Source organism: Rhodococcus sp. WB9 (assembly GCF_007558985.1).
GTDB classification, from domain to species: domain Bacteria; phylum Actinomycetota; class Actinomycetes; order Mycobacteriales; family Mycobacteriaceae; genus Rhodococcus_F; species Rhodococcus_F opacus.
On record NZ_CP041769.1, the window covers coordinates 266,521 to 291,807 of the forward strand.

The following is a 25,287-nucleotide window of genomic DNA, read 5'->3' on the forward strand; positions in this document are numbered from 1 at the left end:
CGAGAACTCGAGGACTTGAATCATGACAGCAACGGTGAACCGGACCGACGTGACCGGACAGATGATCATCGCAGGGAAGCCCGTTCAGGGTTCCGGCACGACGATCCACGGCATCGACCCCACCACCGACGGCTGGCTGGAACCCGGCTTCGCGCACGGTGACGAACGGGACGTCGACGCCGCCTGCGCCGCCGCCGCCGACGCGTTCGCGCCGTTCCGCGCCACGCGCAGCGAGAAGCGCGCCCAGTTCCTCGAGGCGATCGCCGACAACATCGAGGCCCTCGGCGAGACGCTCATCGCCCGGGCGTGTGCCGAATCCGGACTTCCCCAGGGCCGCATCACCGGTGAGGTGGGCCGCACGTCCGGGCAGCTGCGGCTGTTCGCCGGCGTCCTGCGTGACGGCGGCTGGAACGGCGCCCGCATCGATCCCGCGATGCCCGACCGGACGCCCCTGCCCCGTGCCGACATCCGGCAGCGGAAGGTGCCGCTCGGACCCGTCGCGGTGTTCGGCGCGAGCAACTTCCCCCTCGCCTTCTCCGTCGCCGGCGGAGACACGGCGTCCGCGCTGGCGGCGGGCTGCCCCGTCGTCGTGAAGGCTCACGACGCGCACCCCGGCACCTCCGAACTCGTCGGCCGCGCCATCGCCGACGCCGTTGCGAGCACCGGCATGCCGGCGGGCACGTTCTCGCTGCTGTTCGGCTCGGGCCGCGGGCTCGGCACCGCGCTCGTCACCGACCCGCGCATCAAGGCCGTCGGATTCACCGGATCCCGTTCCGGTGGAACCGCTCTGGTCGCCGCTGCCGCCGCACGTCCGGAACCCATCCCGGTGTACGCGGAGATGAGTTCGATCAACCCGGTGTTCGTGCTCGAGAACGCTCTCGCCACCCGCGGCGCCGACCTCGGTCGGGCGTTCGTCGCATCCCTGACGCTCGGATCCGGACAGTTCTGCACCAACCCCGGACTCGTCATCGCCGTCGACGGTCCCGGTCTCGCCTCGTTCGTCGAGTCCGCGAGCGCCGCCGTGGCCGGGAGCACCCCCACCCCGATGCTCACCCCGAACATCGCCGGCTGCTACGCGGACGGCGTCGCAGCGCTCACCGGCGAGGCCACCGTGGAGGCCCGCGGCACCGAATCGGATGCACCCAATTCGTGCCGTGCCGCGCTGTTCAGCACTGACGCCGACACGTTCCTGAGCTCGGAGGTGTTGCAGCAGGAGGTATTCGGCTCGTCCAGCCTGATCGTCAAGTGCCGCGACGCCGAGCAGGTGCGTGCCGTGGCGGCGAAGCTGGAAGGCCAGCTGACCGCGACCGTCCACGTCGACGACACCGATCTCGACGAGGCCGGACGCCTGCTGCCCGTCCTCGAGCTCAAGGCCGGCCGGATCCTGTTCAACGGCTGGCCCACTGGGGTCGAGGTCGGCCACGCGATGGTGCACGGTGGCCCACACCCCGCGACATCCGACTCGCGCACCACGTCCGTCGGCTCGCTGGCGATCGAACGGTTCCTGCGTCCCGTTGCCTACCAGGATGTTCCGAGCTCGCTGCTCCCCGCCGCCATCGCCGACGGCAACCCCGACCAGTTGTGGCGTCGCATCGACGGCCGACTCACCCAAGCCTGATTTTCCCTTCGTGAAGGAGTTCCCCATGCTCGACGGCGTCCTGTTCTTCCCCGTCACCCCGTTCACCGCATCCGGCGACGTCGACTACGACCGGCTCGCCGAGCACGTCGCCAAGGGTGTCGACGCGGGCCCCGGAGGCGTCTTCATCGCCTGCGGCACCGGAGAATTCCACGCCCTCGGGCTGGAGGAGTTCGGCAAAATCGTCGCCAAGGCGACCGAGGTCGTCGCCGGACGCGTCCCCGTGTTCGCCGGGGCCGGCGGCTCAGTGCAGCAGGCCAAGGAGTTCGCCGCCAGCGCGAAGGCCAACGGCGCCGACGGCATCCTGCTGCTCCCGCCGTACCTGGTGACGATGCCGCAGGCCGGTCTGGTGGAGTACACCCGCGCGGTCGCCGACACCACCGACCTCCCGCTCGTCGTCTACAACCGCGGCAACGCCCGGTTCGACGAGGCGGCCGCCGTGGAGGTGGCGCAGTTCCCGACCGTGATCGGGTTCAAGGACGGCACCGGTGATCTCGACAAGGTGGGCCGCATCGTGCGTGCGGTGAAGGACGCACTCGCCCCGTCCGGCAAGCCGTTCCTGTTCTTCAACGGCATGCCCACCGCCGAAGTCACCCAGCAGGCGTACCGCGCGATCGGCGTCACGCTGTACTCGTCCGCGACGTTCGCGTTCGCGCCCGAACTCGCCCTCGGGTTCTACGAGGCGCTCGAATCCGGCAACGAGGAACTCACCGACGCGCTGCTCCGCGACTTCTTCCACCCACTGGTGCGCCTGCGCGATCAGGTGCCCGGATACGCGGTGTCGCTGATCAAGTCGGGGGTCGCGATGGAAGGTATCGACGCCGGGTCGGTGCGGCCGCCGCTCGTCCCGACGAGCGAGGCCCACCTGCGGGAACTCGCGCAGATCACCGCAGCCGGGCGCGCCGTTCTCGCCGACGCACTCGCCGTGCAGGCGGCGGTCTGATGACTGCCGCACCCATTCGGATCACCGGCGCACGGATCACGCCCGTCGCGTTCGTCGACCCGCCGCTCCTCAACACCGTCGGAGTGCACCAGCCCTATGCGCTGCGTGCGATCATTCAGCTCGACACGGACGGCGGGCTCGTCGGCCTCGGTGAAACGTACGCCGACACCGCCCACCTCATCCGGCTCGAGGCGGCCGCCGAAGCGATCGTCGGTCTGGACGTGTTCGCGCTCAACGCGATCCGCGCGGCGATCGACGAGAAGATCGCGACCCTGACCGTCACGGGCGGTGACGGCGTCGCGGGCATGATCACCACGGCCAGCACCACCGACCGCGTGTTCTCCCCGTTCGAGGTGGCGTGCCTCGACGTGCAGGGCAAGGCGCTCGGCCGGCCGGTCTCCGATCTGCTCGGCGGCAAGGTGCGCGACGCCGTCCCGTTCAGCGCCTACCTGTTCTACAAGTGGGCCGGGCACCCCGGCGCCGAATCCGACGAATGGGGCGAGGCGATCGACCCCGACGGTCTGGTCCGTCAGGCGCAGAAGATGATCGGCGAGTACGGCTTCGAGGCCATCAAGGTCAAGGGCGGCGTGTTCTCACCGGACGAGGAGATCGCCGGCATCAAGGCGCTGCGCGCCGCGTTCGCCGACCTGCCGCTGCGTCTCGACCCCAACGCCGCGTGGACCGTCGACACCTCGATCAGGGTTGCGTCGGAACTCGACGGCATCGTCGAATACCTCGAGGACCCGACGCCGGGCCTCGACGGCATGGCCGAGGTCGCACGTGAGGCGAAGATGCCGCTGGCCACGAACATGTGTGTCGTCGCGTTCGATCAGCTCGAGCCTGCCGTGCTGAAGGATTCCGTCCAGGTCGTGCTGTCGGATCACCACTACTGGGGTGGCCTGCAGCGGTCGCGGCTGCTCGCCGGTATCTGCGACAACTTCGGCCGGGGCCTGTCGATGCACTCCAACTCGCACCTGGGCATCAGCTTGGCCGCGATGGTGCATCTCGCCGGCGCCACACCGAACCTCACGTACGCGTGTGACACGCACTGGCCGTGGAAGACCGAGGACGTCGTCAAGCCCGGTGTGCTGAAGTTCGTCGACGGCGCGGTCCCGGTGCCGACGACGCCGGGGCTCGGTGTCGAGATCGACGAGGACACCCTCGCCGCCCTGCACCAGCAGTACCTGGACTGCGGGGTGCGCGACCGCGACGACACCGGGTACATGAAGTCGGTGGACCCGACGTTCGAGAACACCTGCCCTCGCTGGTAGCTGTCCCACGGAAGGCGCCGACCGCGGTCTCGGTCGGCGCCTTCCGGGTGGGATACATTGAGTCCACCCCGAGGCAAAGGAGTGGATCGAATGTTCTCCCTCGCGCGGCTGTCGTGTTTCATCGCGGTCGCGGAGGAACTGCATTTCGGTCGCGCCGCGGAGCGCCTGCACATGACGCAGCCGCCGCTGAGCCGTCAGATCCAGCAGCTCGAAAGCGAACTCGGCGTGCAGTTGATCGACCGCACCAGCCGATCCGTCACCCTCACCGCCGCCGGTACGGCGTTCCTGCCCGACGCCCGGCGCATCCTGAGTCTGTCGGAGAGTGCCGCCCTGACGGTGCGGCGCGTGCCGGCCGGCGACCTCGGCACCGTCGTCGTCGGGTTCACCGGCGCGTCCGCGCACGCGGTGCTGCCGAGATTGCTCGAGGCGGCCCGCGACCGACTCCCCGACGTGAAAGTCGTTCTGCGGGAGATGGTCACCTCCGTACAGATCGAATCCCTGATCAGCGGTGAACTGGACCTCGGGCTGATCCGCCCCATCCTCACCCGCCCCGGTATCGACACCCGCCCCATCCATCACGAGCGGCTCGTCGCCGCGCTGCCCGCCGGTCATCCCCTCGCCGACGCCGAGCAGCTGGCGGTGGAGGATTTCGACGATCAGCCCGTCGTCATGTATTCGCCCGTCGATGCCCGGTACTTCCACGAACTGCTCATCAGCACGTTCACGATCGTCGGTGCCTCCCCGCGCTACGTCCAGTACGTCACACAGGTGCACACCATGCTGGTGCTCGTCCGGTCCGGGCTGGGCATGGCCCTCGTCCCCGAATCCGCGCAGACGATGCACCCGGAAGGGGTCGTGTTCCGCCCCGTCTCCGCCGTCCGCGACCGGCCCGTCCAGATGAACGCCGCCTGGCGTTCGGACAACCGGAACCCCGCGCTGCGCAGGTTCATGGAGGACGTCCTCCCGCAACGGGAGTGGGAATGAGAATCGGAGCGCTCAGAGTGTGAGCTTGCACGTCTGACCGATGTCGAGCACCCGCAGCACCCGGCCCGTCCCCAGCCACAACGCACACGACAGCGCCAGGTCGGTCAGGATCTCGTCGGGGAAATGCTCGTGACACCGCGCCCAGAAGTCCTCGTCGTCGCGGAGCGCGGTGTGATCGGTGGCGAACCGGTGGGCGAACTCCGCCGCCGTCCGCTCCTCGGCGCTGTACCCCGGCCACGACTCCCACTCGAGAACGTGATCGTAGAAGTGCTCGTCGATCCCCGCATCGGCGCCACTCCTGTCGCGGGTGCCGAGGCACACGGCACACTCGTTCGCCTCCGCGACGGCCATTCGCGCGATCTCCCGGACCCGTAACGGTAACCGGTTCCGGTTGTACACGGCGTCCGTGAAAGCCCCGAGCGCACCACCCAGCTCGGGTGAGATCGACAGCCAACCGGCCACGTCATCGTCACTGTAGCTACCTACTCGACTCATCCCCGAATGCTACAGCGGGAGGTGTCGCGGGGGATAGATCTGACACGTGTTCTATGTCAGTACCCAGTGCTTCCCTCACGATGGAGCGCCGGCCACACGGGGTGACCGGCGCTTCGATATCGCTGCTGAATTGATGGTCTGGGGTCATACGGAGGTGGGAAGGACGACGAGGAGCCAGGCGAGGACGGGGGCGACGAGGACGACATAGCCGGTGTATTTGAAGAGGGATCGCTGGAATTTGTCGCGGTCGGGGACCTGGGCGTTGGCGAGGACCATGACTCCGTTGCTCGACAGGGGGCTGACGTCGACGATGACTGCGGAGAAGGAGACGGCGGCGACGAATCCGATGAGGCCGACCTCGCCCATCATGAGCAGCGGTGCTGCGAGGGGGAGGACGATGCCGAGGGTTCCGATGGAGGAGCCGACGGCGGAGACGGCGGCGACGGCGTAGCAGAGGATCAGGGCCGTGAGGAGCGGGGAGCCGAGGGAGGCGGCCGCGTCGCCGAGGAAGTCGAGGGTGCCGTTGGCCTTGAGCACGCTCATGTAGGTGAGCATTCCGCAGACGAGGAGTACCGCGGACCAGGTGACGTTGTTGACGGCGGGCTTGTGCTTGTTCGGTGCGATGACGAGGAGGATGGCCGCGATGACCATCGAGCAGACACCGACGTCGATCTGGAAAACGGCGGATCCTATGAGTAGGGCGACCATGCCGAGCAGGGTGAGGACACGCAGCGGGGTGAATCCGGCGGATTCGATCTCGGCGAGCCGATCGGGTTCGCGGGCGGGCTGCGGCGATCCAGCAGTCAGCACCATGGGGCCGGCACCGTGTCGGGCTGAGGTGGCGTGCTGTCCGGCGGTCGTTCCGGCTGGGACGAGGTCGCTTCCGCGTGGTTGCGGTGCGGGACTGCCTGCGACGGTGGGGTTGTCGCTCGAGGTGAGGTCGTCGATGTCGATCGTCTGGTCATCGGCACGGAGCAGGTCACGGCCGCGGACGAGGAAGAGGCCGAGGGCGAGCAGGAAGCTGAGGCCGAGGGGGATGACGTACAGCGCGAAGGGGTTGGTGGGTAGGCCGGCGGACTGGAGCCAGCCGTTGGTGAATGCGCCGTAGACGGTGATGGGGGAGAAGGCCGCACCGAGTACGCCGTGGCTGATCATCATGCCCATCAGCAGGGGGTCGATCTTGTAGCGCTTGGCGATCGGCATGGCGATGGGGGCGAGCATCCCTACTGCCAGTACCGAGCCCATGGTCATCAGGCCGGCGCCGAGGAAGAACATCAGCCAGACGATGGCCCAGCGTTTGCCTCGGACAAGCTTCAGTGCGCCGCCCACGAGGAGGTCGACGGTGCCGTTGACCCGGGCGATTCCGAACAGCAGGGTGATCCCGACGATGATGGTGAAGATACTGCCGGGGAAGAACCCGAAGATCTCGTCCATGGACAGTCCGGACAGCCAGCCGCCGATCACGAAGGCGGCGGCGAATGCCAAGACGCCCATGTTGATGGGTGTCATGGTGCCGATCGCGAACAGGGCGATCAACGCCGCGATCGAGATGAAGTAGAGCATCGGAGGTAACCCTTTCGGTGGATGCCCGGAGATCCGAGCCGCCTGCCGGTGTAAACCGGTGGCAGTGAGCCGATAGCGGCGACGCCTGATCCGCCGGGGACGGCATGTGGCGTTGCCGTGCCCCGCTATTCAAGGGTGATGGCGGTCACAGAATCAACTCCCCCGCCGAGAAAGCATCCAGGTGCTCAACGTGAACCAGCCGCGGTCGGGGCTATTGAGCCAATAGCCCAGTATCCCGGCCCTCGGGTGGCGGATGGTTCAGCTGTGTCGCGGGCAGTGAGCCAGAAGCTCGGCTACCCCGCCATCCGGCAGATCAATTTTCTGCCCGCAGTTTCTCCACGATCGGAATGGTCCGGGGCCAGATGCGCCGACTCAGGACGATCTCGGAGCGGGTGCGCAGCACACCTTCGGTCTTCATGACGGACTGGAGGACGTCCTCGAAGTGGGAGTTGTCTCGGGCGACGAAGCGGCAGAGGAGGTCTCCTTCGCCGGAGACGGTGTTGGCCTCGATGAGTTCGGGGATCGCGGTCAGCCGTTCCAGGGTTTCGTTGACTTGGCTTTGGGCGATGTGGACGTGCACGAACGCCATGACGGCGTAGCCCAGCGGGGCGAGATTGATTTGAGGGCGCCAGGTGACGATCACGCCTGCTTTTTCGAGTTTGGTGATCCGGGCCTGCGCGGTGTTGCGGGCGATGTTGAGTCTGCGGGAGTACTCGCGCACGCCGGCCCGGGGTTCTTCGACGATGAGTCGAAGGATGTCGAGGTCGAGTTTGTCGAAGCCGTCCATTGGTACTCCAGTCGTAAGGGCGGGAAAGTAGTCCACATGCGCATCCGGTTGTTCCGAGGTCATCCGTAGTTGAGCACTTGGCAGCATTTTTTGCACGTGTGTTTATCTCACGGTACAGGTCTGCGTATGTTGTGGGTCACATCGAGCACGGCGGTCCGGTCCACGGACGGCCGCTCTGCACACTCCGCCTCACCACAGTGGGTCGATGGCGAATGCCGGCTAGGAAGGAACGGGTGCTGATCATGGGCTACACGCTTGCGGACAAAATCTGGAGGAGCCATGTGGTGCGCTCCGCCGAGGGCGAACCGGACTTGGTCTACATCGACATGCACCTGCTGCACGAGGTGAACACCCCCGCCGCGTTCGCCGGTCTGCGCGCCGCCGGCCGCACCGTCCGCCGCCCCGACTTGACCCTGGGCACCGAGGATCACAACACTCCGACCGACGATGTTCTGCGCACGATCACCGACCCCGGCGCGGTCGAGCAGCTCGACCACATTCGGCGCAACTGCCGGGATTTCGGTATCGAGTTGTACTCGCTCGGTGATTCCGCGCGCGGGATCGTGCACGTCATCGGTCCCGAACTCGGACTGACCCAGCCCGGGATGACGCTGGTCTGCTGTGACTCGCACACCAGCACCCACGGCGCTTTCGGAGTTCTCGCCTTCGGTATCGGCACCAGCCAGGTCGAGCACGTTCTCGCCACCCAGACACTGCCGATGGCGCCGATGCTGAACATGCGCGTGGTCGTCGACGGTCAGCTGCCGCCCGGAGCAACGGCGAAGGACCTCATCCTCGCGGTGATCGAACAGATCGGCACCAGCGGCGGGCAGGGCCACGTCATCGAGTACCAGGGTGAGGCCATTCGTGCGTTGTCGATGGAAGGCCGGATGACGGTGTGCAACATGTCCATCGAAGCCGGAGCCCGGGCCGGTCTCATCGCCCCCGACGACGTCACCATCGAGTACCTGCGCGGCCGCCCGCACGTGCCGTCCGGGGCCGCATTCTCGAAGGAGGCCGCGTACTGGCGCACCTTCCATTCCGACGACGACGCCGTCTTCGACAAGGAGGTGCACCTCGACGCCGCCACCATCGCCCCTCGGGTGTCCTGGGGGACGACTCCCGCCCAGTCCGTCCCGCTCGACGCCAAGGTCCCCGACCCGGGCTCATTCGTCGACGTGGTGGATCGCGCCGCCGCCGAACGCGCACTGGCCTACATGCAGCTGACTCCGGGGACGCCGCTGCGCGACATCGAGGTCGATGCGGTGTTCATCGGGTCGTGCACCAACGGCCGGATCGAGGACCTGCGGGAGGTGGCCGCGGTGTGGGAGGGTCGGCGCATCGCACCCGGTGTCGACGTCCTCGTCGTTCCCGGGTCGGAGGCCGTCCGCGCCCAGGCCGTCGAGGAAGGCCTCGATGAGATCTTAGCCGCTGCCGGTGCCGCGCTGCGGTACTCCGGGTGCTCGATGTGCGTTGCGCTCAACGACGACCGACTGCGGCCGGGCCAGCGGGCGGCGTCGACCAACAACCGTAACTTCGAGGGCCGGCAGGGCCGGGGTGTGATGACGCACCTGGTCTCACCCGCAGTGGCCGCCGCGACCGCCATCACCGGACGCCTCACGGCGCCCGCAGATCTGGAGGGCTGACCACTCATGGAACGATTCACCGAACACACCGGAATCGCTGCACCGCTGCGCATTTCCGATGTCGACACCGATCAGATCATCCCGGCACGCTTCTGCACCGGGGTGACCAAGGAGGGCTATGAGGACGCCTTACTCCACGATTGGCGCCTCGACCCGAAGTTCGTGCTCAATCGACCCGACTACCGGGATGTGTCGATCCTGGTGGCCGGGAAGAACTTCGGTGTCGGATCGTCCCGGGAAATGGCGGTCTGGGCGTTGCAGAACTTCGGCTTCAAGGCCGTCCTCGCTCCGCGGTTCGGGGATATCTTCCGCGGCAACTCCCTGAAGAACGGTCTGCTGACGGTCACGCTCGCGCAGTCGGTGATCGACGAACTCTGGGACACGATCGACCGCAGGCCCGAGATCCCCATTACCGTCGATCTGGTCCGACGGGAGGTCCGTGCGAACGGTGCCACCTACCCGTTCGACCTGGACGACAATGCCCGCTGGCGACTGCTGGGCGGCTACGACGACATCAGCCTGACCCTGCGCGACGCCGAGGACATCGACACCTACGAGGCGGCCCGCCGGCGCACCCTGCCGACGTCGCGGCGTGTCGTGATGGAAGGAGCTATTCGTGGCTGACACCGACCTCACAGACAGCCGAGCGCGCATGACCGGCACCGTTCCGCCGTCGAAGATCCTGACCACCGAGATCCCGCGCTACGTCGAAGACTATGTGTCCCGGTTGCTGGCGATACCGGACACGGCCTCCGCCGTCGCCGACGCCCTCGACGAGCTGGGCATCGGCACCGCGATCACTGCGACCGAGCTGAAACCGGTTTCGGAACAGGCGCGAATGTGCGGCCCCGCGGTGACGTTGCGGTATGTGCCCCTCGGAGGGGACGTGACCGGAAACCGCGAAAGCGGCCGCGGCACCACCTTCGGCGACCGCGACCTCTACGGCCTCGGGCGCCCCGGGGACGTCGCCGTCATGGACTGTTCGGGATCGCGGTCGGGCGCGGTGATGGGTGCCCTGTCGGCCCGGTGGGCGGTGAAAGCACAGATCGGGGGATGCGTCGTCGACGGCGCGATCCGCGACACCGGCTCCATCCTCGCAAGTGGTCTGCCGGTGTGGAGTGCCACCAGGCACCCCGCCGCCGCCCGATACCGCTACGAGACCGTGCAGATGAACGGCCCGGTCTCGTTGTGCGGGCATCTGGTCAACCCCGGCGACTACGTCGTCGCCGACATCGACGGGGTCTGCGTGATCCCGTTCTTCGACGTCCCACGGGTCGTCGAGCATTGCGAAAACGCTCACCGCACCGAAGTCGCCTTCATCGACCGCATCGACGCGGCCGCGACTCTGGAAGAACTCGTCGCCGGGCTGACCCCGGGCACAGCCCCCGCCTGACCGCCGACGTCGACATCACACGAAGGAACACAGCCTTGTCCTCCACCATGCAGACCCGCCCGTCCACGTTCTCCCTCGACGACCGGTACGTCCTCGAAGACGGATCGGTCTACCTGACCGGCATCCAGGGGTTGGTACGCGTGCTGCGGGACAGGGCCATCCTCGACCGGCGGCGCGGCCACCGCACCTCATCTTTCGTCTCCGGCTACGAAGGATCACCGCTGGCCGGGTACGACCTCGAAATCGCCCGAAGATGCAAGATCCTCGACGAGTACGACCTCGTGCACCGTCCCGGCGTCAACGAAGAACTGGCCGCCACCGCCGTGCTCGGCACCCAAATGGCACCGCAGATCGGGCATTTGCGCTCGGACGGGGTCACCGGGTACTGGTACGGCAAGTCCCCCGGACTCGACCGCGCCTCCGACGCGATTCGGCACGCCAACCTCGTCGGAACCGACCCGCGCGGCGGTGCCGTCGCCCTCGTCGGCGACGACCCGGGCGGGAAGTCCTCGAGCCTGGCGTGCGCGTCCGAGGTGGCCATGGCTGATCTGCTCATCCCCACCCTCTACCCGGCCGATTCCCAGGAGGTGCTCGACTACGGGCTGCATGCACCGTTCCTGTCCCGGTTCACCGGCCTGTGGTCGGGATTGAAAATCGTCACCGCCGTCGCCGACGGCGCGAGCTCGGCCGTCGTGCACCCCGACCGGATCGACCCGAGCTTCGGTGACCTCGGACCGAGCACGTACACCCCGAACGCCAACCTCGTCGGCCCCAACCTGCTCACCCTCGAACGCAGCCAGATGATGGACCGGCTGCCCCGCGCGCTCGACTACGCGCGCATCAACAAACTGAACGAGATCGTGCAATCCGGGCCTGACGACCGGATCGGCATCGTCACCTCCGGCAAGACGTATCTCGATCTGCGCGAGGCACTCTCACTGTTCGGCCTCGGACCGGCAGACCTGCGCCGGTACGGGATCCGCATCCTCAAGCTCGGCATGATCTACCCCGTCGACCCCGAAATCGTGCACCGGTTCGCCACGGGGCTCGGCGAGATCATCGTCCTCGAGGAAAAACGTGCCTTTATCGAGACCGCGGTCCGCGACATCCTCTACCGGCGTGTCAACGCCCCCACGGTGATCGGCAAGACCGACCCGAACGGCAAATCCCTGGTCAACATCTTCGGAGAGCTCGACGCCGACCTGATCGCCAAAGCCCTCAGCCGCCGACTGGGCGACGAGTACGGCATCGAACCGGTCCAGCAGTGGAAACAGCGCCCCAGGACCTCGAAAATCGCGCTGCCGCTGCTCAGCCGCACCCCCTACTTCTGCTCGGGATGCCCGCACAACTCCTCGACCAAGGTGGCACCGGACACGCTGATCGGCGGCGGAATCGGCTGCCACGCCATGGTGATGATGATGGACGACAAGCAGGTCGGCGACGTCATCGGGTTGACCCAGATGGGCGGCGAAGGCGCCCAATGGATCGGCATGGCCCCGTTCCTCGAGGAAAACCACCTCATCCAGAACATCGGGGACGGCACGTTCATGCACTCGGGCAGTCTGGCGCTGCGCGCCGCCGTCGCCTCCGGGGAGAACGTCACCTACAAACTGCTCTACAACGCCACCGTCGCCATGACCGGCGGCCAGGACCCGGTCGGCGCCATGCCGCTGGACCAGATCACCCGGCTGCTCCTCGCCGAAGGTGTCAAGAAGGTGGTGGTCACCACCGAAGACCGCACCCGCATCAAATCACTGAAACTGCCCAAGGGCGTCGAGATCCGGGACCGGGACGACCTCGTCGACGTGCAGACGGAACTTGCGACGATCCCCGGGGTCACCGTCCTGGTGCACGACCAGGAATGTGCCGCCGAGAAGCGGCGCAAGCGCAAGCGCGGCACACTGCCCACCCCGACCACCCGGGTGATGATCAATGAACGCATCTGCGAAGGCTGCGGCGACTGCGGGGAGAAGTCCAACTGCCTGTCGGTGCACCCCACCGACACCGAATTCGGCCGCAAAACCACCATCCACCAATCCTCCTGCAACCTCGACTACTCCTGTCTCAAAGGGGACTGCCCCTCCTTCGTCACCATCACCCCCGGCCCGAAGGAACAACGCACACCCGTCCCGGCCATCGCCGCCGACCTGATCACCGACCCCGACGTGCCGACGATCGACGACCAGTTCGGGATGCGGATCATGGGCGTCGGCGGCACCGGCGTCATCACCGTCGCACAGATCCTGGCCACCGCCGCCGTGATCGACGGCAAGTTCGTCCGCAGCCTCGACCAGACCGGCCTCGCGCAAAAGGGCGGCGCCGTGGTGTCCGACCTGAAGATCAGCCCCGAACCCCGCGAGGGCGCCTCGAAGATCGGCCAGGGCCGCTGCGGCCTCTACCTCGGCTGCGACTCCCTCGTCGCCACCGACCCCAACAACCTGAAGGTCGCCAACAACTCCGACACCGTCGCCGTCGTCTCCACCACCGAAATCCCCACCGGTCAGATGATCGTCGACACCGCAGTGCACTTCCCGGAGCTCAGCACGATCCGCACCGCCATCGACGGCGCCACCTCCCGCGCCATCTACCTCGACCCCGCGCTGCTCGCGCGCGAGCTGTTCGACGACGAGCAGTACACCAACATGCTCCTGATCGGAGCCGCCTTCCAGACCGGTGTTCTCCCGATCACCGCGGCCGCGGTCGAGCAGGCAATCACCCTCAACGGTGTCTCGATCGAGGCGAACCTGCAGGCATTCCGCCGCGGCCGCCAGGCCATCGCCGACCCCGAAGCCCTCACCGCCGCCATCGACGGCAACCGGCGGGCAGTGTTCGAACCTGCAGGTCCGTCCCCCCACGCGGTCGCCCTCGCCGGCACGGTCCAGGCCGCAGCCGATTCCGAACTCGCCCGCATCGTCGGACTGCGCACCGCCGAACTCATCGACTACCAGGACACCGACTACGCCCGCGACTACGCCCAGTTCGTGGAATCGGTACGCCAGCGCGAAGCCGCGTCGGTCGGCGGGACCACCGCACTGACCGAGGCTGTCGCGAAGAACCTGTTCAAGCTCATGGCCTACAAGGACGAGTACGAAGTCGCACGCCTCGCCCTCGATCCTGCCTTCGACGCCGCGATCAAGGACACCTTCGGCCAGGGTGCGACACGGTCCGTGCGGCTGCACCCCCCGATGCTGCGCGCGATGGGGATGAAGAACAAGCTGTCCCTGGGGTCCTGGATCAACCCCGGATTCCGGACCCTGCACCGGATGCGCAAGATCCGCGGCACCAAACTCGACCTCTTCGGCTACCACCACATCCGGAAGATGGAACGCGAGCTGATTACCGAATACCGCGAAACCATCGAGCAACTCCTGCACCTGCTCAACCCGCACAGCCTCACCGCGGCGGTGCAGATCGCCGAACTGCCCGACCTCGTCCGCGGGTACGAACAGATCAAGGTCGCCAATGTGGCGTCGTACCACCAAAAACTGGACAAGCTCCTTCAGGCGTACCCGGCGACCGCCCGAGCCGAGAAGCAAGCCGTATAGCGCCCACAAACCGGCGAACACCGCCGACGGCGAGGCGCACACCCACGCAGGCGATGATGCCGCCTCGCAGCACCACACCATGAACGATCGAAAAGGAACATCCATGAAGAAGAACGTCCCGTCATGGCACGACGAGGAGGTCACAGCACTGTCCGACCTCGCCGCCGGATTCTTCGAACGAGAAGTACTCGCCCACAACGAAATCTGGGACACTCAGCACCGCATCGACCGCTCGGTATGGCGCGAAGCCGGAAAACTCGGACTGCTGTGCTGCTCGATCCCCGAGGAGTACGGCGGCGGAGGCGGAACCTTCGCGCACGACCTCGCCGTCTTCGACGCCCAGGGCTACGCCGGTGACCTGTCCTTCGGCATCTCCGTCCACTCCGGCATCGTGGCGCACTACATCCTCGAATACGGCACCGACGAACAAAAGACGACGTGGCTGCCCGGCATGGCGACCGGGGACATCCTCGGCGCCATCGGCATGACCGAACCCGGCGCTGGATCGGACCTGAAGGCAATCAAGACCACAGCAGTCCGCGACGGCGACCACTATATTGTCAACGGCTCCAAAACCTTCATCACGAACGGTTCCTCGGCGGACATGATCGTGCTCGCGGTCAAGACCGACCCGAAGGCCGGCGCCAAAGGGGTGGCGCTGCTGATCGTCGACCTACGCGACTGCCCCGGCTTCGAAGTCGGGCGAGTCCTCGACAAGGTCGGCCAGCACGGCGCCGACACCTCCGAGCTGTCCTTCACCAACGTCCGCGTCCCAGTGACGAACCTGCTCGGACGAGAGGGACAGGGATTCGGACAGCTGATTGCGCAGCTGGTGCAAGAACGGCTGATCATCGGCGCGCAGGCGGCGGGGGCCATGCGACGCGCGGTCGAGGACACCGTCGACTACACCAAATCACGGCAGGCATTCGGACACAGCCTGTTCGAGTTCCAGAACACCGCCTTCGAACTCGCCGAATGCCAGACGATCGCCCGCACCTGCGAGGTGTTCCTCGATCACTGCATCAGCGAACATCTGGCCGGGCAGCTGGACCCGGCCGAGGCAGCGATGGTCAAGTACTGGCTCACCGAACAGCAGTGCTCCGTCATCGACCGATGCGTCCAACTGCACGGCGGCTACGGTTATATGCGCGAGTACCTGATCGCCCGGATGTACGAGGATGCCCGCGTCCAGAAGATCTACGCAGGCGCCAATGAAGTGATGAAGAGCATTATCGCGCGTGCCCTCTGAATTCACGCCGCCGCCGACACCTGGACGGCGCCAGAGTGACTGCGTTCGGCGATGTTCACCGGGCGGTTACGGTCGGCATCGCCCGGGCGCAATATGGTGGAAGTGCTGTGGCTGTCAGCCCGCAGCGACGTTGATGGTCAGCGCATTCCGAGGATTCGGCGGACGACACCGCGTTTGCGCTTCTTCTCGATCGTCGTCGCCAGGCCGATACGGCGGCCGGTGAGCGGATCGGTGGCGGGGGGGCCGCCGAACCCGGCTTCGGACGCAGTTTCGGGCGCTGCGTCGCGGGTGTCCGTGAGGTACTTGTCGGGAAGCGAGAGCTTCGCGATGGTGCGCCACGACTTCCAGTACTGCACTGCGAGCGGGCCGGTCGTGTACGGCAGGTCGTACTTCTCGCACAGCTGCTTCACGCGGATCGAGATCTCGTGGTAGCGGTTGGACGGCAGGTCCGGGAAGACGTGGTGCTCGATCTGATAGCTCAAGTTGCCGGTCATGAAGTCCATGACGGGGCCGCCCGAGATGTTCGCGGAGCCGAGCATCTGCCGCAGGTACCACTGGGCGTGCGTCTCGTTGTCGACGTCCGTCTTGGTGAATTTCTCGGCGCCGTCCGGGAAGTGACCGCAGAAGATCACGGCGTTGGTCCACAGGTTGCGGACGAGGTTGGCGGTCGCGTTCGCCTTGGCCGTGGACTTCCATGCCTTGCCGGTCAGCGCCGGGTACACGAGATAGTCCTTGAGGGTCTGCCTGCCGAGCTTGGCGAGCACTTCCTTGCCGCGCTTCCTGGTGAGTTCACGGTCGTCCCGCCCCCGGGTCACTTTGCCGAGCTCGAGCAGTTGGATGGCGAGGCCGTACTGGAACAGCGCCGCGAGGATCGCATTGTAGGCGAGGTTGCCGAGGTAGAACGGCTTCCAGCGCTGGTCACGGGTGACGCGGAGCAGGCCGAATCCCACGTCGTCGTCCATGCCGAGGACGTTGGTGTATTTGTGGTGCGCGTAGTTGTGGGTGATCTTCCAGTGCGCCGACGGATCGGCGTTGTCCCATTCCCAGTTCGCGGAGTGCACTTCGGGGTCGTTCATCCAGTCCCACTGCCCGTGCATCACGTTGTGCCCGAGCTCCATGTTCTCGATGATCTTCGACAACGAGAGCATCCCGGTGCCCAGCACCCACAGCGAACGCTTGCGGGAGCCGAAGAGCACCGCCCGGCCGCCGAGTTCCAGTCCGCGTTGCAGCCGGATGGTGTTGCGGAGGTACCGGGCGTCGCGTGCCCCGCGGGATTCCTCGATGTCCCGTCGGATCGCATCCAGGTCGCGGCCGATGGCCTCGACGTCGGCGTCCGTCAGGTGCGCGTACTCCTTGATGTCCGATATCGCCATGCACCTACGGTACCGTAAGTTACGATCCCGTAGGTTACGGGCGAGTAATTTATGATGCGAATCACTTCGACTGGTACGCAGTGATTTTCGATGTCGACTGGTGCACGGGACGAGCGAATATCGCGTGCTCGCGCCCGCGGGGGTGGGTCACTGGGTGAGGAACGTCGGCACGCGGTCGGTGTGGAAGCGGGGGAGGTTGGTGCAGACGGCACACAGGTCGTTGCCGCTACTCAGGACGGTGCCGTCGGGCCGGATGACGGCGGCGCGGGCGCGGGCGCGGTGTAGCCAGTGGTGCAGATCGGTGCCGGGTCGAGCCACCAGGACTGTGCCGCCGCGTTGTTCGATGTCGGTGCGTTGTGTCGGGGTCGGGGAGAGGGAGGTGACAACCGCGAACCGGCCTGCGACGACCTCGGCGAATCGGCGACCCCGGTCGAGGTCCGGATTCGGGATCAGGCGGCCCGCTCGGCTTCTGCGTAGTCGAGGTCGTTCTATCAGAGTGGAGCGGTGGAGGGCCGGCGTCTCGCCGTCCATGATCTTGTCGCTCAGGCCCGGCATACGATGCAGCAGTGGTACGACGATGCGACGGATGAGGTTGCCGAGTTCGCCTCCTTCGGTCATGGCCATTCCGACGAGCTTGGCGCGCCGGATCAGTGCGAGCGCGTGGGGCTTGCGTTCGATCTCGTAGGTGTCGAGTGCGCTTTCGGGCAGATCCCCGGTGAGGACGCCGGCAAGTTTCCAGGCGAGGTTCATCGCGTCGCGGATCCCAGCCCCCATCCCCTGTCCGATGAACGGCGGTGTGAGATGGGCGGCGTCGCCGAGTAGGAACACGCGCCGGTCGCGCCATCGGTCCGCGATCTGGGCTCGGAAGGTGTACTCGGCCACGCGGACGAGCGTCAGGTCGGCGACCGGTGTTTTCCGCGTCCACGGCGAGATGAGGGGTTGCAGTCGGGCGATGTCGCGATAGTCGTCGGCGGTCTCGCCGGGCTGGAGCCGGAACTCCCAGCGGTAGCGAGTGTTTCCGATCCGCATGTATGTTGCCGCGCGCACGGGGTCGCACACCTGGTGGGCGCCCTCCCACTCGCCGAGGTCGGCGGTGGTCGCGACGTCGACAACCAGCCAGCGTTGTTCGAACTTCAGGTCCCGCATCGTTGCCTGAATCTGGTCCCTGACCAGACTGTTGGCGCCGTCGCAGCCGAGGACATATCTGGCCTGCACCGATTCCTGCATACCGGTGCTTCGGTCGGTGAAGTCGACGCGAATGGTGCCGGGCGTGTCGTCGGTCAGCCCGGTGACCGCTACGTTGCCGCGCAGGGAGGCCTTCGGGTGCCGTTTCAGGTTGGCGCACAGGATCTCCTCGAACTGCGGCTGGTCGAACATGTTGGCCTCGGGGTAGCCGTGTACGCCCAGGCCGGGGTCTCGGTGAAACTCGGTGAGAACGCGCATGTTCCGGTCGAGAAGCCGCAACCCGAGGCACGGCCGGGAGATCGCCGCGAACTCTTCGGCGATCCCGAGGTGCGCCACGATCCGGTGGATCTCACCGTCGAGGTGGACCGCCCGCGGCTGCGCATAGACGCCCTCCCAGCGCTCGAGTATCAGGCACTCGACACCGTACTGGGCCAGCAGCGTGGCGGCGGTCAGTCCGGTGGGCCCGGCACCGACGATGACGACTGGGACGACCCGCTCGCTCATCGGATCGATCCGAACAGGACTACGAGGTAGGCCACGATCGCTACGCCGACGACGATGGCGGGCGCCATCTCACGCAGTCCGTCACCGTTCCGTACGTGCGTCACGACGGCACCCACCATCAGGAGCAGCAGCCCGATGCCGGCTGCGGCGCCGAGCGCCGGCACGAGTCCGCCGATCAGGAGACCGACGGCACCGGCGACCTCGAGCGCACCGATACCCCGATACGTGCCGACGGGCATACCGACGTGGGCTGCTCGTTCCCGCATCGGCGAGGTCGCCGCTATCTTGCCGACGCCGAGCAGGAGGTAGAAGACTGCGAGGCAGAGTGCCAGAACCAGTGATGCGGTGGTCATGTGCGCACCGTGACCTTCCAATTGATCGCGTATCGGTCCAGGATCGCCTTGACCGTCGGTTCGCCGACAGATCCATCGATCTCGACCGTGGCGAGGATCGAACCGTCCTCGACGGACGCATGGATGCTGTCGATGCCTGCGACGGCGGCGAGGGCATGCTCGAGTTCGCGCCGTGTCGCGTCGGCGCGCAGTGCGAGCTTGTAGAGCTTGCCTACCGCCGTGACGGGCAACGCGGGGAGGATGGTGACCGCCTTGGGTGCCGCGGCCCGTTCGGGGACGCGCTCGCCCGCCCAGGCTTGTAGCTCGTGAGCGGTGATACCGGCGTCGGCGACAACGGTGACGTAGGCAACGGGCACTTCGCCGGCATGGGCATCGGGCCGCCCCACCGCGCTGGCCGCGGTGACCTGCGGATGGGCCAGAAGGGCGTCTTCGATGACCGCTGGATCGATGTTGTGCCCGCCCCGGATGATGACGTCCTTCGCGCGTCCGACCAGGTAGATGAAGCCGTCGCTGTCGACGCGCGCCAGGTCGCCGGTGTCGAGCCAGCCGTCGACCAGTTTGCCCATGCCGTCGAGAACGGGTCCGTGTTCGTCGTGGGCGGCGACATAGCCGGCGAACACCGTCGGACCGCTGATCGCCAGCACTCCGGTCGCTCCGGTGGGCAGGTCTTCCCAGGTGCCGTCTTCGCGGACGCGTACCACTTTGACCTGCTGATAGGGCATCCGTACCCCGACCGAGCCAGGACGTGGCGCGTCGGTGAAGCTGCGTGCAGTCGCGCAGGTTGCCTCCGTCAGTCCGTAGCCTTCGAGGAGGGGCACACTCGTGTGGTCCTGGAACTTTTCGATGAGCGCGGTCGGTAGAGGCGATGCTCCCACCATGGCGAATCGCAGACTACTGATGTCGGCATCGACCGGGCGCTGCGCGAGGGCCGCGTATACGGTGGGCACCGCGCTCATCGACGCGATGCGGTAGTGCTCGACGATCTTCCAGAATTCGCTGGACAAGTCCGGGTCGCGATAGCCGAGCGGGCCGGCCCACACCACACCCTGGCCCTTGAACAGCGGCGCCAGCAGCGTGACCATCAAGGCGTTGACATGGAACAGCGGCAGGGCGGCGAAAACGACGGAGTCCGAGTCCCAGGACGAGTTCGCGGCCAGCATCCAGGCATCGGCGACCTCGTTGTCGTGGGTGTGGGCGGCCAGCTTCGGAACACCGGTGGTACCACCGGTGTGAAACAGTGCGGCCACGTCGAACCCACGGGGGGGATCACCGACGAAGTCGGAGGAATCGATATCGGCCGCCAGCGCACTGAGGTAGCCGATCCGCACTCCGTCGACCTCGGGCAGGTCCGCAGGCGCGCCGGCTGCGCCGGTGGGCCGCAAGACCAGCACGGCGTCCACCTTCCCGCTCACGGCAATCCTGTGCGCGGCCTCCCATGTCTCGGGCGCAAGTTCCGGTCCGGCCGCGACGAGTACCCGGGCACCTGAGCGGCGCAACAATTCGGCGATGTGCTGCTGCGACTGCGCGGCGTTGATGGGAGCTGCGATGCCGGCAAGCTGTGCGGCGAGAGTAGCGGGGATCAACTCGGCGCAGTTGGGCGCCAGCAGGGCGACGGCGTCGTGACGCCGCACGCCCAGACGATGGAGCAAGTTCGCGTAACGATGAACATCGTCGAGTAGTTCGGAGAAACTGCGCTGCACCGGCTCCCGCCACCGCGCGCCGTCGGGGAGGACGGTGAGCCCGAGGCGATCCGGCCACTTGCGGGCCGCGCGGGTGAGCAACGCATAGGTGGACTCCGGAAGCCCCCGATCGCGCAGCGGCACGGACTCGATCGTCGCGAGATCCGTGGGCGCCGCGTAATGCGGCCACAGCAGGTCGGTGGTCATCGGGCGTACCTCACCACCGTGCGCTGGCGCCCCAAGTCGATGGTCCCGTCGTCTGTGAAGACGGTGGCTTCGATGAGGTCGCCGTCCTGCAGATAGTTCGAATTCTTGGCCTGGCCCGCGAAGAAGAGCTTCCATTTGACTGCGGGCGGCAGCAGGGAGGAGAGGAGTGCGATCGGCTTCGGTGGGGCGCTCAGTGCCGTCCCGACCGGTGTTCCGGTCAGCAGCAAGTCCCCGGCATCGAGGCGTTGAAACCGGGTCAGCGCCTGCAAAGTCTCGGTCGGCTGGTAGATCATGTCGGCAACGGTCATGTTCTGGCGCGGCTCGCCGTTGACCCAGAGCCGCAGGCGCAGGTCGGTGAACCGCTTCAGTTCGTCGCCGTCCAGCAGTACCAGCGCGGGGCCGACCGGGGTGAACGTCGGGTATGACTTGGCCTCGTAGAACTGCGTTTTGGGAAGCTGGATGTCGCGCGCGGAGATGTCATTGGTGACAACCAGTCCGGCAACGTAATCGGCGAGAGTGTCTGCGGTGATCGCCGTCCCGACCGGGATGTCGCGGGCGAGGACGAGCCCGATCTCCACCTCGTAGTCCAGCAGGCGGACATGGGCAGGACGGATCACGTCGTCGTTGGGGCCGCTGATCGACCCGGAGGACTTCCGAAAGAAGGTCAACGGAATGGTGTCGGGGTTCATCCCGGCGTCCTCGACGTGCGAGGCGAAGTTCGTCATCTGTGCGACCACCCGGCAGGGGGCGGTGACCGGGGAGAGCAACGAGAGAGTCTCGACGGCCACGGTGCCCTCGCTGGACGCCGCTGCCTCGACGGCCGGCCGGTCGGCCAGCAGTTGGGCAGTGGTGGTGGCCTCGGTGTCTACCCGTGTTGCACCAGTGGGTGTGACGACCCACCAGGCATCGACGGTGCGGAGGACGGAGATTGTCATGAGCTGGCAACTTTCAGAAGGCCGCGGAGGCGGTGGAGGTCGAATTCGTTGTCGGCGCGCAGCGCATTGACAATGGCGCGCAATTCCTGGAGTGATTCCCGACCGGGGTTCAATCCGAGGAAGTCTTTGGTGGCGGGCGGCCCCCACTGGGCCAGTCCGGACGCGGTCATCGGTGCCCAGCCCGCGTCGAGTGTGCTGTCGAAAAGATCGCCGTCGCTGAAGTGCTCGACCATGAATCCGTCGGGGTCGCGCCAGTAGTCGAAGATTTGGCTGCCCTGGATGTGCCGGCCGATGCCCCAGGACCGGCGGTAGCCCCGGTCGAGCAGGTATTCGCCTCCTGCAGCGAGGCAGTCGAGGTCGGCGACCTGATATGCCGAATGCACATAGCGGTTGGCCGGGCCGAGAACCATCGCGAGCGTGTGATGGTCGGTGGGCGTGGCGCCCCGGTCGCAGCGGATGAAGCTCATGATCGGGCCCCGGGCCCGTTGACCGGGGTAGTACAGGAAGTCGCTGACGATCAGTCCGAGGTGCTCGAGGTACCAGTTGAGTGTTTCGAGGTACGTCGTCGTCTGGAGCACGACGTGACCGAGCCGTTGCACGGTGGCCGGCGCGCGGGGTGGCCGCTGGGGGGCGTTCACCCGCCCGCGGTCGTGTCCGAAATTCAGTGGGAGCGGGGCCTGATCGGACAGCGCCGGCAACTCGAACGTGTCGGACACGACGCGGACTCCCAAAGCGCTGGGATCTGTGACATCGACCGTGATCCCGCCCAGGCTCTCGGGGAGGGGCACGACCGCACCTCCGACCGCGTCCGCCAATCGCAGCACGTCGGTCGAGTCGGCTGCCCGGAAGGCTGGACCGACGAACCGCGACCGTGGGCCTCGGCGGATGAGCACGCAGGGCGAGCCGGGGTGTGTACCGCGCAACTGCAGTTCGTGTGCGGTGCGGAGCGCCGTCGTAAAACCGAAGGCATGGGCGAACGCCTCCGCCCGCTCGAGGTCGGGCTTCTCGAACTCCAGCCACGCGAGGTCATGCACCTTGATGATCGGCTCGGCGGCCCGCCCCCGGTGTTCGCCCGCCAGGGCGCCCTGCTCACTGTGCAGACCGGTATGCGGGTCATGGTGGACACTCATTGACCACTCCCTTCGATTTATGACGATATCGTCACTTACGACCATATCGTCAGTCAAGAGTATTTGAGGAATTCGTCAATATTGATGACGGGCGCTAGGGTGGGGCGAGGTCAGGCGGATCAGGAGATGAGCGCGCAGGCATGATCGAGCAGGTCGCCGAGCCACTGAAGCGCCTGGAACCGCGCACGACGCGCACCACTTCCGGGCCGAGGAGGAGCTCTTTCACGCGGTAGTGGAGGAGGCCCTCGACCGCCATGGGCAGACGCGTCGTCGACGGGATACGAATGGCTGGAATGGGATTGGTGCAAGGGTTGCTCGGACAAGGCAGATTCGAACCGATTGGCGTGGTGACTGAAGTGACTGGCGGGGCCGGCGAGACGAATCGGGAAGAGATTCCCGTGGAGCATGTCGTCGCGCTCCTGCGGGAGCGTGTGTACGGCGCGATGACGTGTTTGGCGACGCTCGCCGTCCTCGTCCGCTATACGGCTCCCGAGACGAGCCCATGGGCGCGGGTCATGGATGTCTCGGTGGCCACCGGCGGGCTCTGGGCGGCGAGCCTGCTGGCCGACTGGGTAGCACACCTCGGCGCGTACCACCGCGCTCCGCGCGGACGGGCAGCGCTGCGGATGCTCCAGGCTTCCGGCCAGATCGTGGAGGCCGCGGTATTGCCACTGCTGGTATTGGTCGCAGCCGCTTTCGGACTGCTGAGCACATCCACAGCGATGTGGATCGCAATGTGGATCCTCGTCGTCGAACTTGGCGTAATTGCTCTACTCGCCGTGCGAATGGCCCAATTACGTTGGTGGCAACAGCTGTTCACCGTCACAGGTTTGGTCGGTGTGGGCGTTCTCGTGGTCGGGATCAAGATCCTCGGCCATTAGGCTGGACCGATGTGGCGACTGCTCGCGGAGTGGAGTAGTTGCCGAGTTTGAGGAATTCGTCAATATTGATGACGCGCGGGTAATGTAGGGCAAGGTCAGACGGATCAGGAGAAGGGCACGCAGGCATGACCGAGCAGATCGCCGACGCACCGAACCGCCTGGAACGGCGCAAGGCGCGTACCCGCGCCGCGCTCGTACGCGCAGCCCAGTCCTTCATGGCGGCAGGGAAACTGACCGCCCCGATTCTCGAGATCACCCAGGCCGCAGATGTCGGAATGGGGTCGTTCTACAACCACTTTCAGACCAAGGAGGAGCTCTTCCATGCGGCAGTGGAGGAGGCCCTCGACCGTCACGGCGCGGTGCTCGACGAACTGACCGCAGATCTGGACGACCCTGCCCAGATCTTTGCGCAGAGCTTCCGTCTGACCGGACGCCTGCATCGCAGGAATCCCGAACTGAGCAAAGTACTGCTCCGCGACGGGCCGAGTCTGGTCAGCTCGGACAAAGGTCTGGCGCCGAGAGCTCGCCGAGACATCGAGGCAGCTGCCCGTGCGGGCCGGTTCACCGTGCGCGATCCCGAACTGGCCCTGACAATCACAGCGGGGGCCGCACTATGTCTGGGTCAACTGCTGCACGACCACCCCGAACGTGACGACGCGGAGGACACCGACCAGGTCACCGAGGACCTCTTGCGCATGTTCGGCCTCTCGGCCGACGAAGCCCACGAAATCTGCCGACGCCCCCTACCCGACGCCGACGATCAACCCCAAGGCGCAACCGCCACATAGACCGCCGCCGGTGGCTACCGCAGCGGTACCGCGCCCTCCGCGGTCTGCATCCGACCATCACCCGTGGGCGTCGTCCCCGTGCTCCTGGTCCTGGAGACAACTCGGCGGGCCCACTTCTGCCGCGAATTGCCGCCATGACCGGCCCGACCGGAGGACAATGGAGCTCGCCGGAACACTTCACGCGTTGCCCGGGAAGGGAAACGGTCATGTCCGAGGAATCTGTGGTCAAACGCGGTGGGGCGCAAGGATCCGCGATGGGTGGGGCGGTTCTGCTGGTCACCGTCGGTGTCCTCGAGCTACTCCAGGGCCTGTCCGCGATCTCCAAGGACGAGGTAATCGTCACCGGAATCGACTACACCTACCAATTCGACCTCACCGCATGGGGGTGGACCCACCTGGTTCTCGGCGCGATCGTCACCGCCGCCGGAATTGCCCTGTTCACCGGTGCCACCTGGGCGCGAGGGGGCGCCATGGTGATCTGCGCAATCTCGATCGTCGTCAACTTCCTCTGGTTGCCCTACTACCCCATGTGGGCGATCACGATCATCGCCCTCAACGCCGTGGTGATCTGGGCCGTCTCGACCTGGCATCCCGACAGAGACCGAGCCGCACGGCCATATCGGACGGCGAGATAAACGGCTAGCGACAACGAACAGTGCGACAGGCATTTCCGCAACCAAAGAGGACGACGGTGGGACAGGGGATTCATCATGCGAATCGAGGGTTGCGGCCTCACGACA

Annotated in this window: 21 protein-coding genes; 12 read left to right on the forward strand and 9 right to left on the reverse strand. The window is 66.5% G+C overall.

Going from position 1 to position 25,287, the window contains the following annotated elements; genetic code table 11:
- Positions 1 to 22: 22 nt before the first annotated feature.
- The 4 genes from FND50_RS01270 (at position 23) to FND50_RS01285 (ending at position 4,834) form a co-directional block, all read left to right on the forward strand.
- A complete protein-coding gene (locus FND50_RS01270; protein ID WP_144284483.1) occupies positions 23 to 1,618 on the forward strand; it encodes an aldehyde dehydrogenase (NADP(+)) in 1,596 nt (531 codons plus the stop codon).
- 25 nt (positions 1,619 to 1,643) lie between these two features.
- Positions 1,644 to 2,579 (forward strand): 5-dehydro-4-deoxyglucarate dehydratase, encoded by a 936-nt coding sequence (locus FND50_RS01275; protein ID WP_005257696.1) that lies wholly within the window; start codon positions 1,644 to 1,646, stop codon positions 2,577 to 2,579.
- Positions 2,579 to 3,850: a glucarate dehydratase family protein gene (locus FND50_RS01280; RefSeq protein WP_144284484.1), complete on the forward strand. Its 1,272-nt coding sequence runs from the start codon at positions 2,579 to 2,581 to the stop codon at positions 3,848 to 3,850. The genes FND50_RS01275 and FND50_RS01280 overlap by 1 nt, the downstream gene beginning before the upstream one ends.
- Positions 3,851 to 3,940: 90 nt before the next feature.
- Positions 3,941 to 4,834: a LysR substrate-binding domain-containing protein gene (locus tag FND50_RS01285; RefSeq protein ID WP_005257699.1), complete on the forward strand. Its 894-nt coding sequence runs from the start codon at positions 3,941 to 3,943 to the stop codon at positions 4,832 to 4,834.
- A 12-nt stretch (positions 4,835 to 4,846) separates the two neighbouring features.
- Here FND50_RS01285 and FND50_RS01290 read toward each other — a convergent pair whose 3' ends face one another.
- The 3 genes from FND50_RS01290 to FND50_RS01300 form a co-directional block, all read right to left on the reverse strand.
- Positions 4,847 to 5,329 (reverse strand): carboxymuconolactone decarboxylase family protein, encoded by a 483-nt coding sequence (locus tag FND50_RS01290; RefSeq protein ID WP_144284485.1) that lies wholly within the window; start codon positions 5,327 to 5,329, stop codon positions 4,847 to 4,849.
- A gap of 144 nt (positions 5,330 to 5,473) precedes the next feature.
- On the reverse strand, positions 5,474 to 6,892 hold the full coding sequence (locus FND50_RS01295; RefSeq protein WP_144284486.1) for an SLC13 family permease: 1,419 nt from the start codon (positions 6,890 to 6,892) through the stop codon (positions 5,474 to 5,476).
- Positions 6,893 to 7,205: 313 nt separating this feature from the next.
- Entirely contained in the window at positions 7,206 to 7,679 is a 474-nt protein-coding gene (locus FND50_RS01300; RefSeq protein ID WP_011593973.1) for an Lrp/AsnC family transcriptional regulator, read from the reverse strand.
- Between the two features lie 242 nt (positions 7,680 to 7,921).
- Between FND50_RS01300 and leuC the strand changes: the two genes are divergently transcribed.
- The 5 genes from leuC (at position 7,922) to FND50_RS01325 (ending at position 15,512) form a co-directional block, all read left to right on the forward strand.
- Positions 7,922 to 9,325: a 3-isopropylmalate dehydratase large subunit gene (gene leuC / locus FND50_RS01305; RefSeq protein WP_144288949.1), complete on the forward strand. Its 1,404-nt coding sequence runs from the start codon at positions 7,922 to 7,924 to the stop codon at positions 9,323 to 9,325.
- A 6-nt stretch (positions 9,326 to 9,331) separates the two neighbouring features.
- Positions 9,332 to 9,949, forward strand: coding sequence for a 3-isopropylmalate dehydratase small subunit (gene leuD / locus FND50_RS01310; RefSeq protein WP_144284487.1), 618 nt, complete (start codon positions 9,332 to 9,334; stop codon positions 9,947 to 9,949).
- Positions 9,942 to 10,718 (forward strand): RraA family protein, encoded by a 777-nt coding sequence (locus FND50_RS01315; RefSeq protein ID WP_144284488.1) that lies wholly within the window; start codon positions 9,942 to 9,944, stop codon positions 10,716 to 10,718. The genes leuD and FND50_RS01315 overlap by 8 nt, the downstream gene beginning before the upstream one ends.
- 47 nt (positions 10,719 to 10,765) lie before the next feature.
- Positions 10,766 to 14,263: an indolepyruvate ferredoxin oxidoreductase family protein gene (locus FND50_RS01320; RefSeq protein WP_260851091.1), complete on the forward strand. Its 3,498-nt coding sequence runs from the start codon at positions 10,766 to 10,768 to the stop codon at positions 14,261 to 14,263.
- Between the two features lie 103 nt (positions 14,264 to 14,366).
- On the forward strand, positions 14,367 to 15,512 hold the full coding sequence (locus FND50_RS01325; RefSeq protein WP_144284490.1) for an acyl-CoA dehydrogenase family protein: 1,146 nt from the start codon (positions 14,367 to 14,369) through the stop codon (positions 15,510 to 15,512).
- A gap of 137 nt (positions 15,513 to 15,649) precedes the next feature.
- Here the strand turns inward: FND50_RS01325 and FND50_RS01330 are convergent, their stop codons facing one another.
- The 6 genes from FND50_RS01330 to FND50_RS01355 all read right to left on the reverse strand — a co-directional run bounded on the left by FND50_RS01330 (position 15,650) and on the right by FND50_RS01355 (position 22,878).
- Complete coding sequence (locus FND50_RS01330; protein WP_144284491.1) at positions 15,650 to 16,885, reverse strand: fatty acid desaturase; 1,236 nt, start codon at positions 16,883 to 16,885, stop codon at positions 15,650 to 15,652.
- Positions 16,886 to 17,032: 147 nt separating this feature from the next.
- Positions 17,033 to 18,574, reverse strand: coding sequence for a bifunctional 3-(3-hydroxy-phenyl)propionate/3-hydroxycinnamic acid hydroxylase (locus FND50_RS01335; RefSeq protein WP_144284492.1), 1,542 nt, complete (start codon positions 18,572 to 18,574; stop codon positions 17,033 to 17,035).
- The gene (locus FND50_RS01340) at positions 18,571 to 18,927 is read right to left on the reverse strand and encodes a DoxX family protein (protein WP_144284493.1); all 357 of its coding nucleotides are present in this window, start codon (positions 18,925 to 18,927) and stop codon (positions 18,571 to 18,573) included. Before FND50_RS01340 ends, FND50_RS01335 begins: the two co-directional genes overlap by 4 nt.
- The gene (locus FND50_RS01345) at positions 18,924 to 20,813 is read right to left on the reverse strand and encodes an acyl-CoA synthetase (RefSeq protein ID WP_144284494.1); all 1,890 of its coding nucleotides are present in this window, start codon (positions 20,811 to 20,813) and stop codon (positions 18,924 to 18,926) included. Before FND50_RS01345 ends, FND50_RS01340 begins: the two co-directional genes overlap by 4 nt.
- Positions 20,810 to 21,748 carry a fumarylacetoacetate hydrolase family protein gene (locus FND50_RS01350; protein ID WP_144284495.1) on the reverse strand — a complete coding sequence of 313 codons (939 nt, stop codon included), beginning with the start codon at positions 21,746 to 21,748 and terminating at the stop codon, positions 20,810 to 20,812. Before FND50_RS01350 ends, FND50_RS01345 begins: the two co-directional genes overlap by 4 nt.
- Positions 21,745 to 22,878 (reverse strand): VOC family protein, encoded by a 1,134-nt coding sequence (locus FND50_RS01355; protein WP_144284496.1) that lies wholly within the window; start codon positions 22,876 to 22,878, stop codon positions 21,745 to 21,747. Before FND50_RS01355 ends, FND50_RS01350 begins: the two co-directional genes overlap by 4 nt.
- Positions 22,879 to 23,171: 293 nt before the next feature.
- Between FND50_RS01355 and FND50_RS01360 the strand changes: the two genes are divergently transcribed.
- The 3 genes from FND50_RS01360 (at position 23,172) to FND50_RS01370 (ending at position 25,182) form a co-directional block, all read left to right on the forward strand.
- On the forward strand, positions 23,172 to 23,759 hold the full coding sequence (locus FND50_RS01360) for a hypothetical protein (RefSeq protein WP_144284497.1): 588 nt from the start codon (positions 23,172 to 23,174) through the stop codon (positions 23,757 to 23,759).
- A 125-nt stretch (positions 23,760 to 23,884) separates the two neighbouring features.
- Positions 23,885 to 24,547: a TetR/AcrR family transcriptional regulator gene (locus FND50_RS01365; RefSeq protein WP_054246608.1), complete on the forward strand. Its 663-nt coding sequence runs from the start codon at positions 23,885 to 23,887 to the stop codon at positions 24,545 to 24,547.
- A gap of 206 nt (positions 24,548 to 24,753) precedes the next feature.
- A complete protein-coding gene (locus tag FND50_RS01370; protein WP_144284498.1) occupies positions 24,754 to 25,182 on the forward strand; it encodes a hypothetical protein in 429 nt (142 codons plus the stop codon).
- Positions 25,183 to 25,287: the final 105 nt, after the last annotated feature.

What these genes read in the sequence shown, in the direction of transcription:
- FND50_RS01280 (WP_144284484.1), top strand. Translation starts at nt 2,579, where the DNA reads ATGACTGCCGCACCCATTCGGATCACCGGCGCACGGATCACGCCCGTC.
- FND50_RS01350 (WP_144284495.1), bottom strand. Translation starts at nt 21,748, where the DNA reads ATGACAATCTCCGTCCTCCGCACCGTCGATGCCTGGTGGGTCGTCACA.
- FND50_RS01365 (WP_054246608.1), top strand. Translation starts at nt 23,885, where the DNA reads ATGACCGAGCAGATCGCCGACGCACCGAACCGCCTGGAACGGCGCAAG.
- leuD (WP_144284487.1), top strand. Translation starts at nt 9,332, where the DNA reads ATGGAACGATTCACCGAACACACCGGAATCGCTGCACCGCTGCGCATT.
- FND50_RS01270 (WP_144284483.1), top strand. Translation starts at nt 23, where the DNA reads ATGACAGCAACGGTGAACCGGACCGACGTGACCGGACAGATGATCATC.
- FND50_RS01340 (WP_144284493.1), bottom strand. Translation starts at nt 18,927, where the DNA reads ATGACCACCGCATCACTGGTTCTGGCACTCTGCCTCGCAGTCTTCTAC.
- leuC (WP_144288949.1), top strand. Translation starts at nt 7,922, where the DNA reads ATGGGCTACACGCTTGCGGACAAAATCTGGAGGAGCCATGTGGTGCGC.
- FND50_RS01275 (WP_005257696.1), top strand. Translation starts at nt 1,644, where the DNA reads ATGCTCGACGGCGTCCTGTTCTTCCCCGTCACCCCGTTCACCGCATCC.
- FND50_RS01370 (WP_144284498.1), top strand. Translation starts at nt 24,754, where the DNA reads ATGTCCGAGGAATCTGTGGTCAAACGCGGTGGGGCGCAAGGATCCGCG.
- FND50_RS01285 (WP_005257699.1), top strand. Translation starts at nt 3,941, where the DNA reads ATGTTCTCCCTCGCGCGGCTGTCGTGTTTCATCGCGGTCGCGGAGGAA.
- FND50_RS01290 (WP_144284485.1), bottom strand. Translation starts at nt 5,329, where the DNA reads ATGAGTCGAGTAGGTAGCTACAGTGACGATGACGTGGCCGGTTGGCTG.
- FND50_RS01300 (WP_011593973.1), bottom strand. Translation starts at nt 7,679, where the DNA reads ATGGACGGCTTCGACAAACTCGACCTCGACATCCTTCGACTCATCGTC.
- FND50_RS01345 (WP_144284494.1), bottom strand. Translation starts at nt 20,813, where the DNA reads ATGACCACCGACCTGCTGTGGCCGCATTACGCGGCGCCCACGGATCTC.
- FND50_RS01335 (WP_144284492.1), bottom strand. Translation starts at nt 18,574, where the DNA reads ATGAGCGAGCGGGTCGTCCCAGTCGTCATCGTCGGTGCCGGGCCCACC.
- FND50_RS01325 (WP_144284490.1), top strand. Translation starts at nt 14,367, where the DNA reads ATGAAGAAGAACGTCCCGTCATGGCACGACGAGGAGGTCACAGCACTG.
- FND50_RS01355 (WP_144284496.1), bottom strand. Translation starts at nt 22,878, where the DNA reads ATGAGTGTCCACCATGACCCGCATACCGGTCTGCACAGTGAGCAGGGC.
- FND50_RS01320 (WP_260851091.1), top strand. Translation starts at nt 10,766, where the DNA reads ATGCAGACCCGCCCGTCCACGTTCTCCCTCGACGACCGGTACGTCCTC.
- FND50_RS01295 (WP_144284486.1), bottom strand. Translation starts at nt 6,892, where the DNA reads ATGCTCTACTTCATCTCGATCGCGGCGTTGATCGCCCTGTTCGCGATC.
- FND50_RS01360 (WP_144284497.1), top strand. Translation starts at nt 23,172, where the DNA reads ATGGGATTGGTGCAAGGGTTGCTCGGACAAGGCAGATTCGAACCGATT.
- FND50_RS01330 (WP_144284491.1), bottom strand. Translation starts at nt 16,885, where the DNA reads ATGGCGATATCGGACATCAAGGAGTACGCGCACCTGACGGACGCCGAC.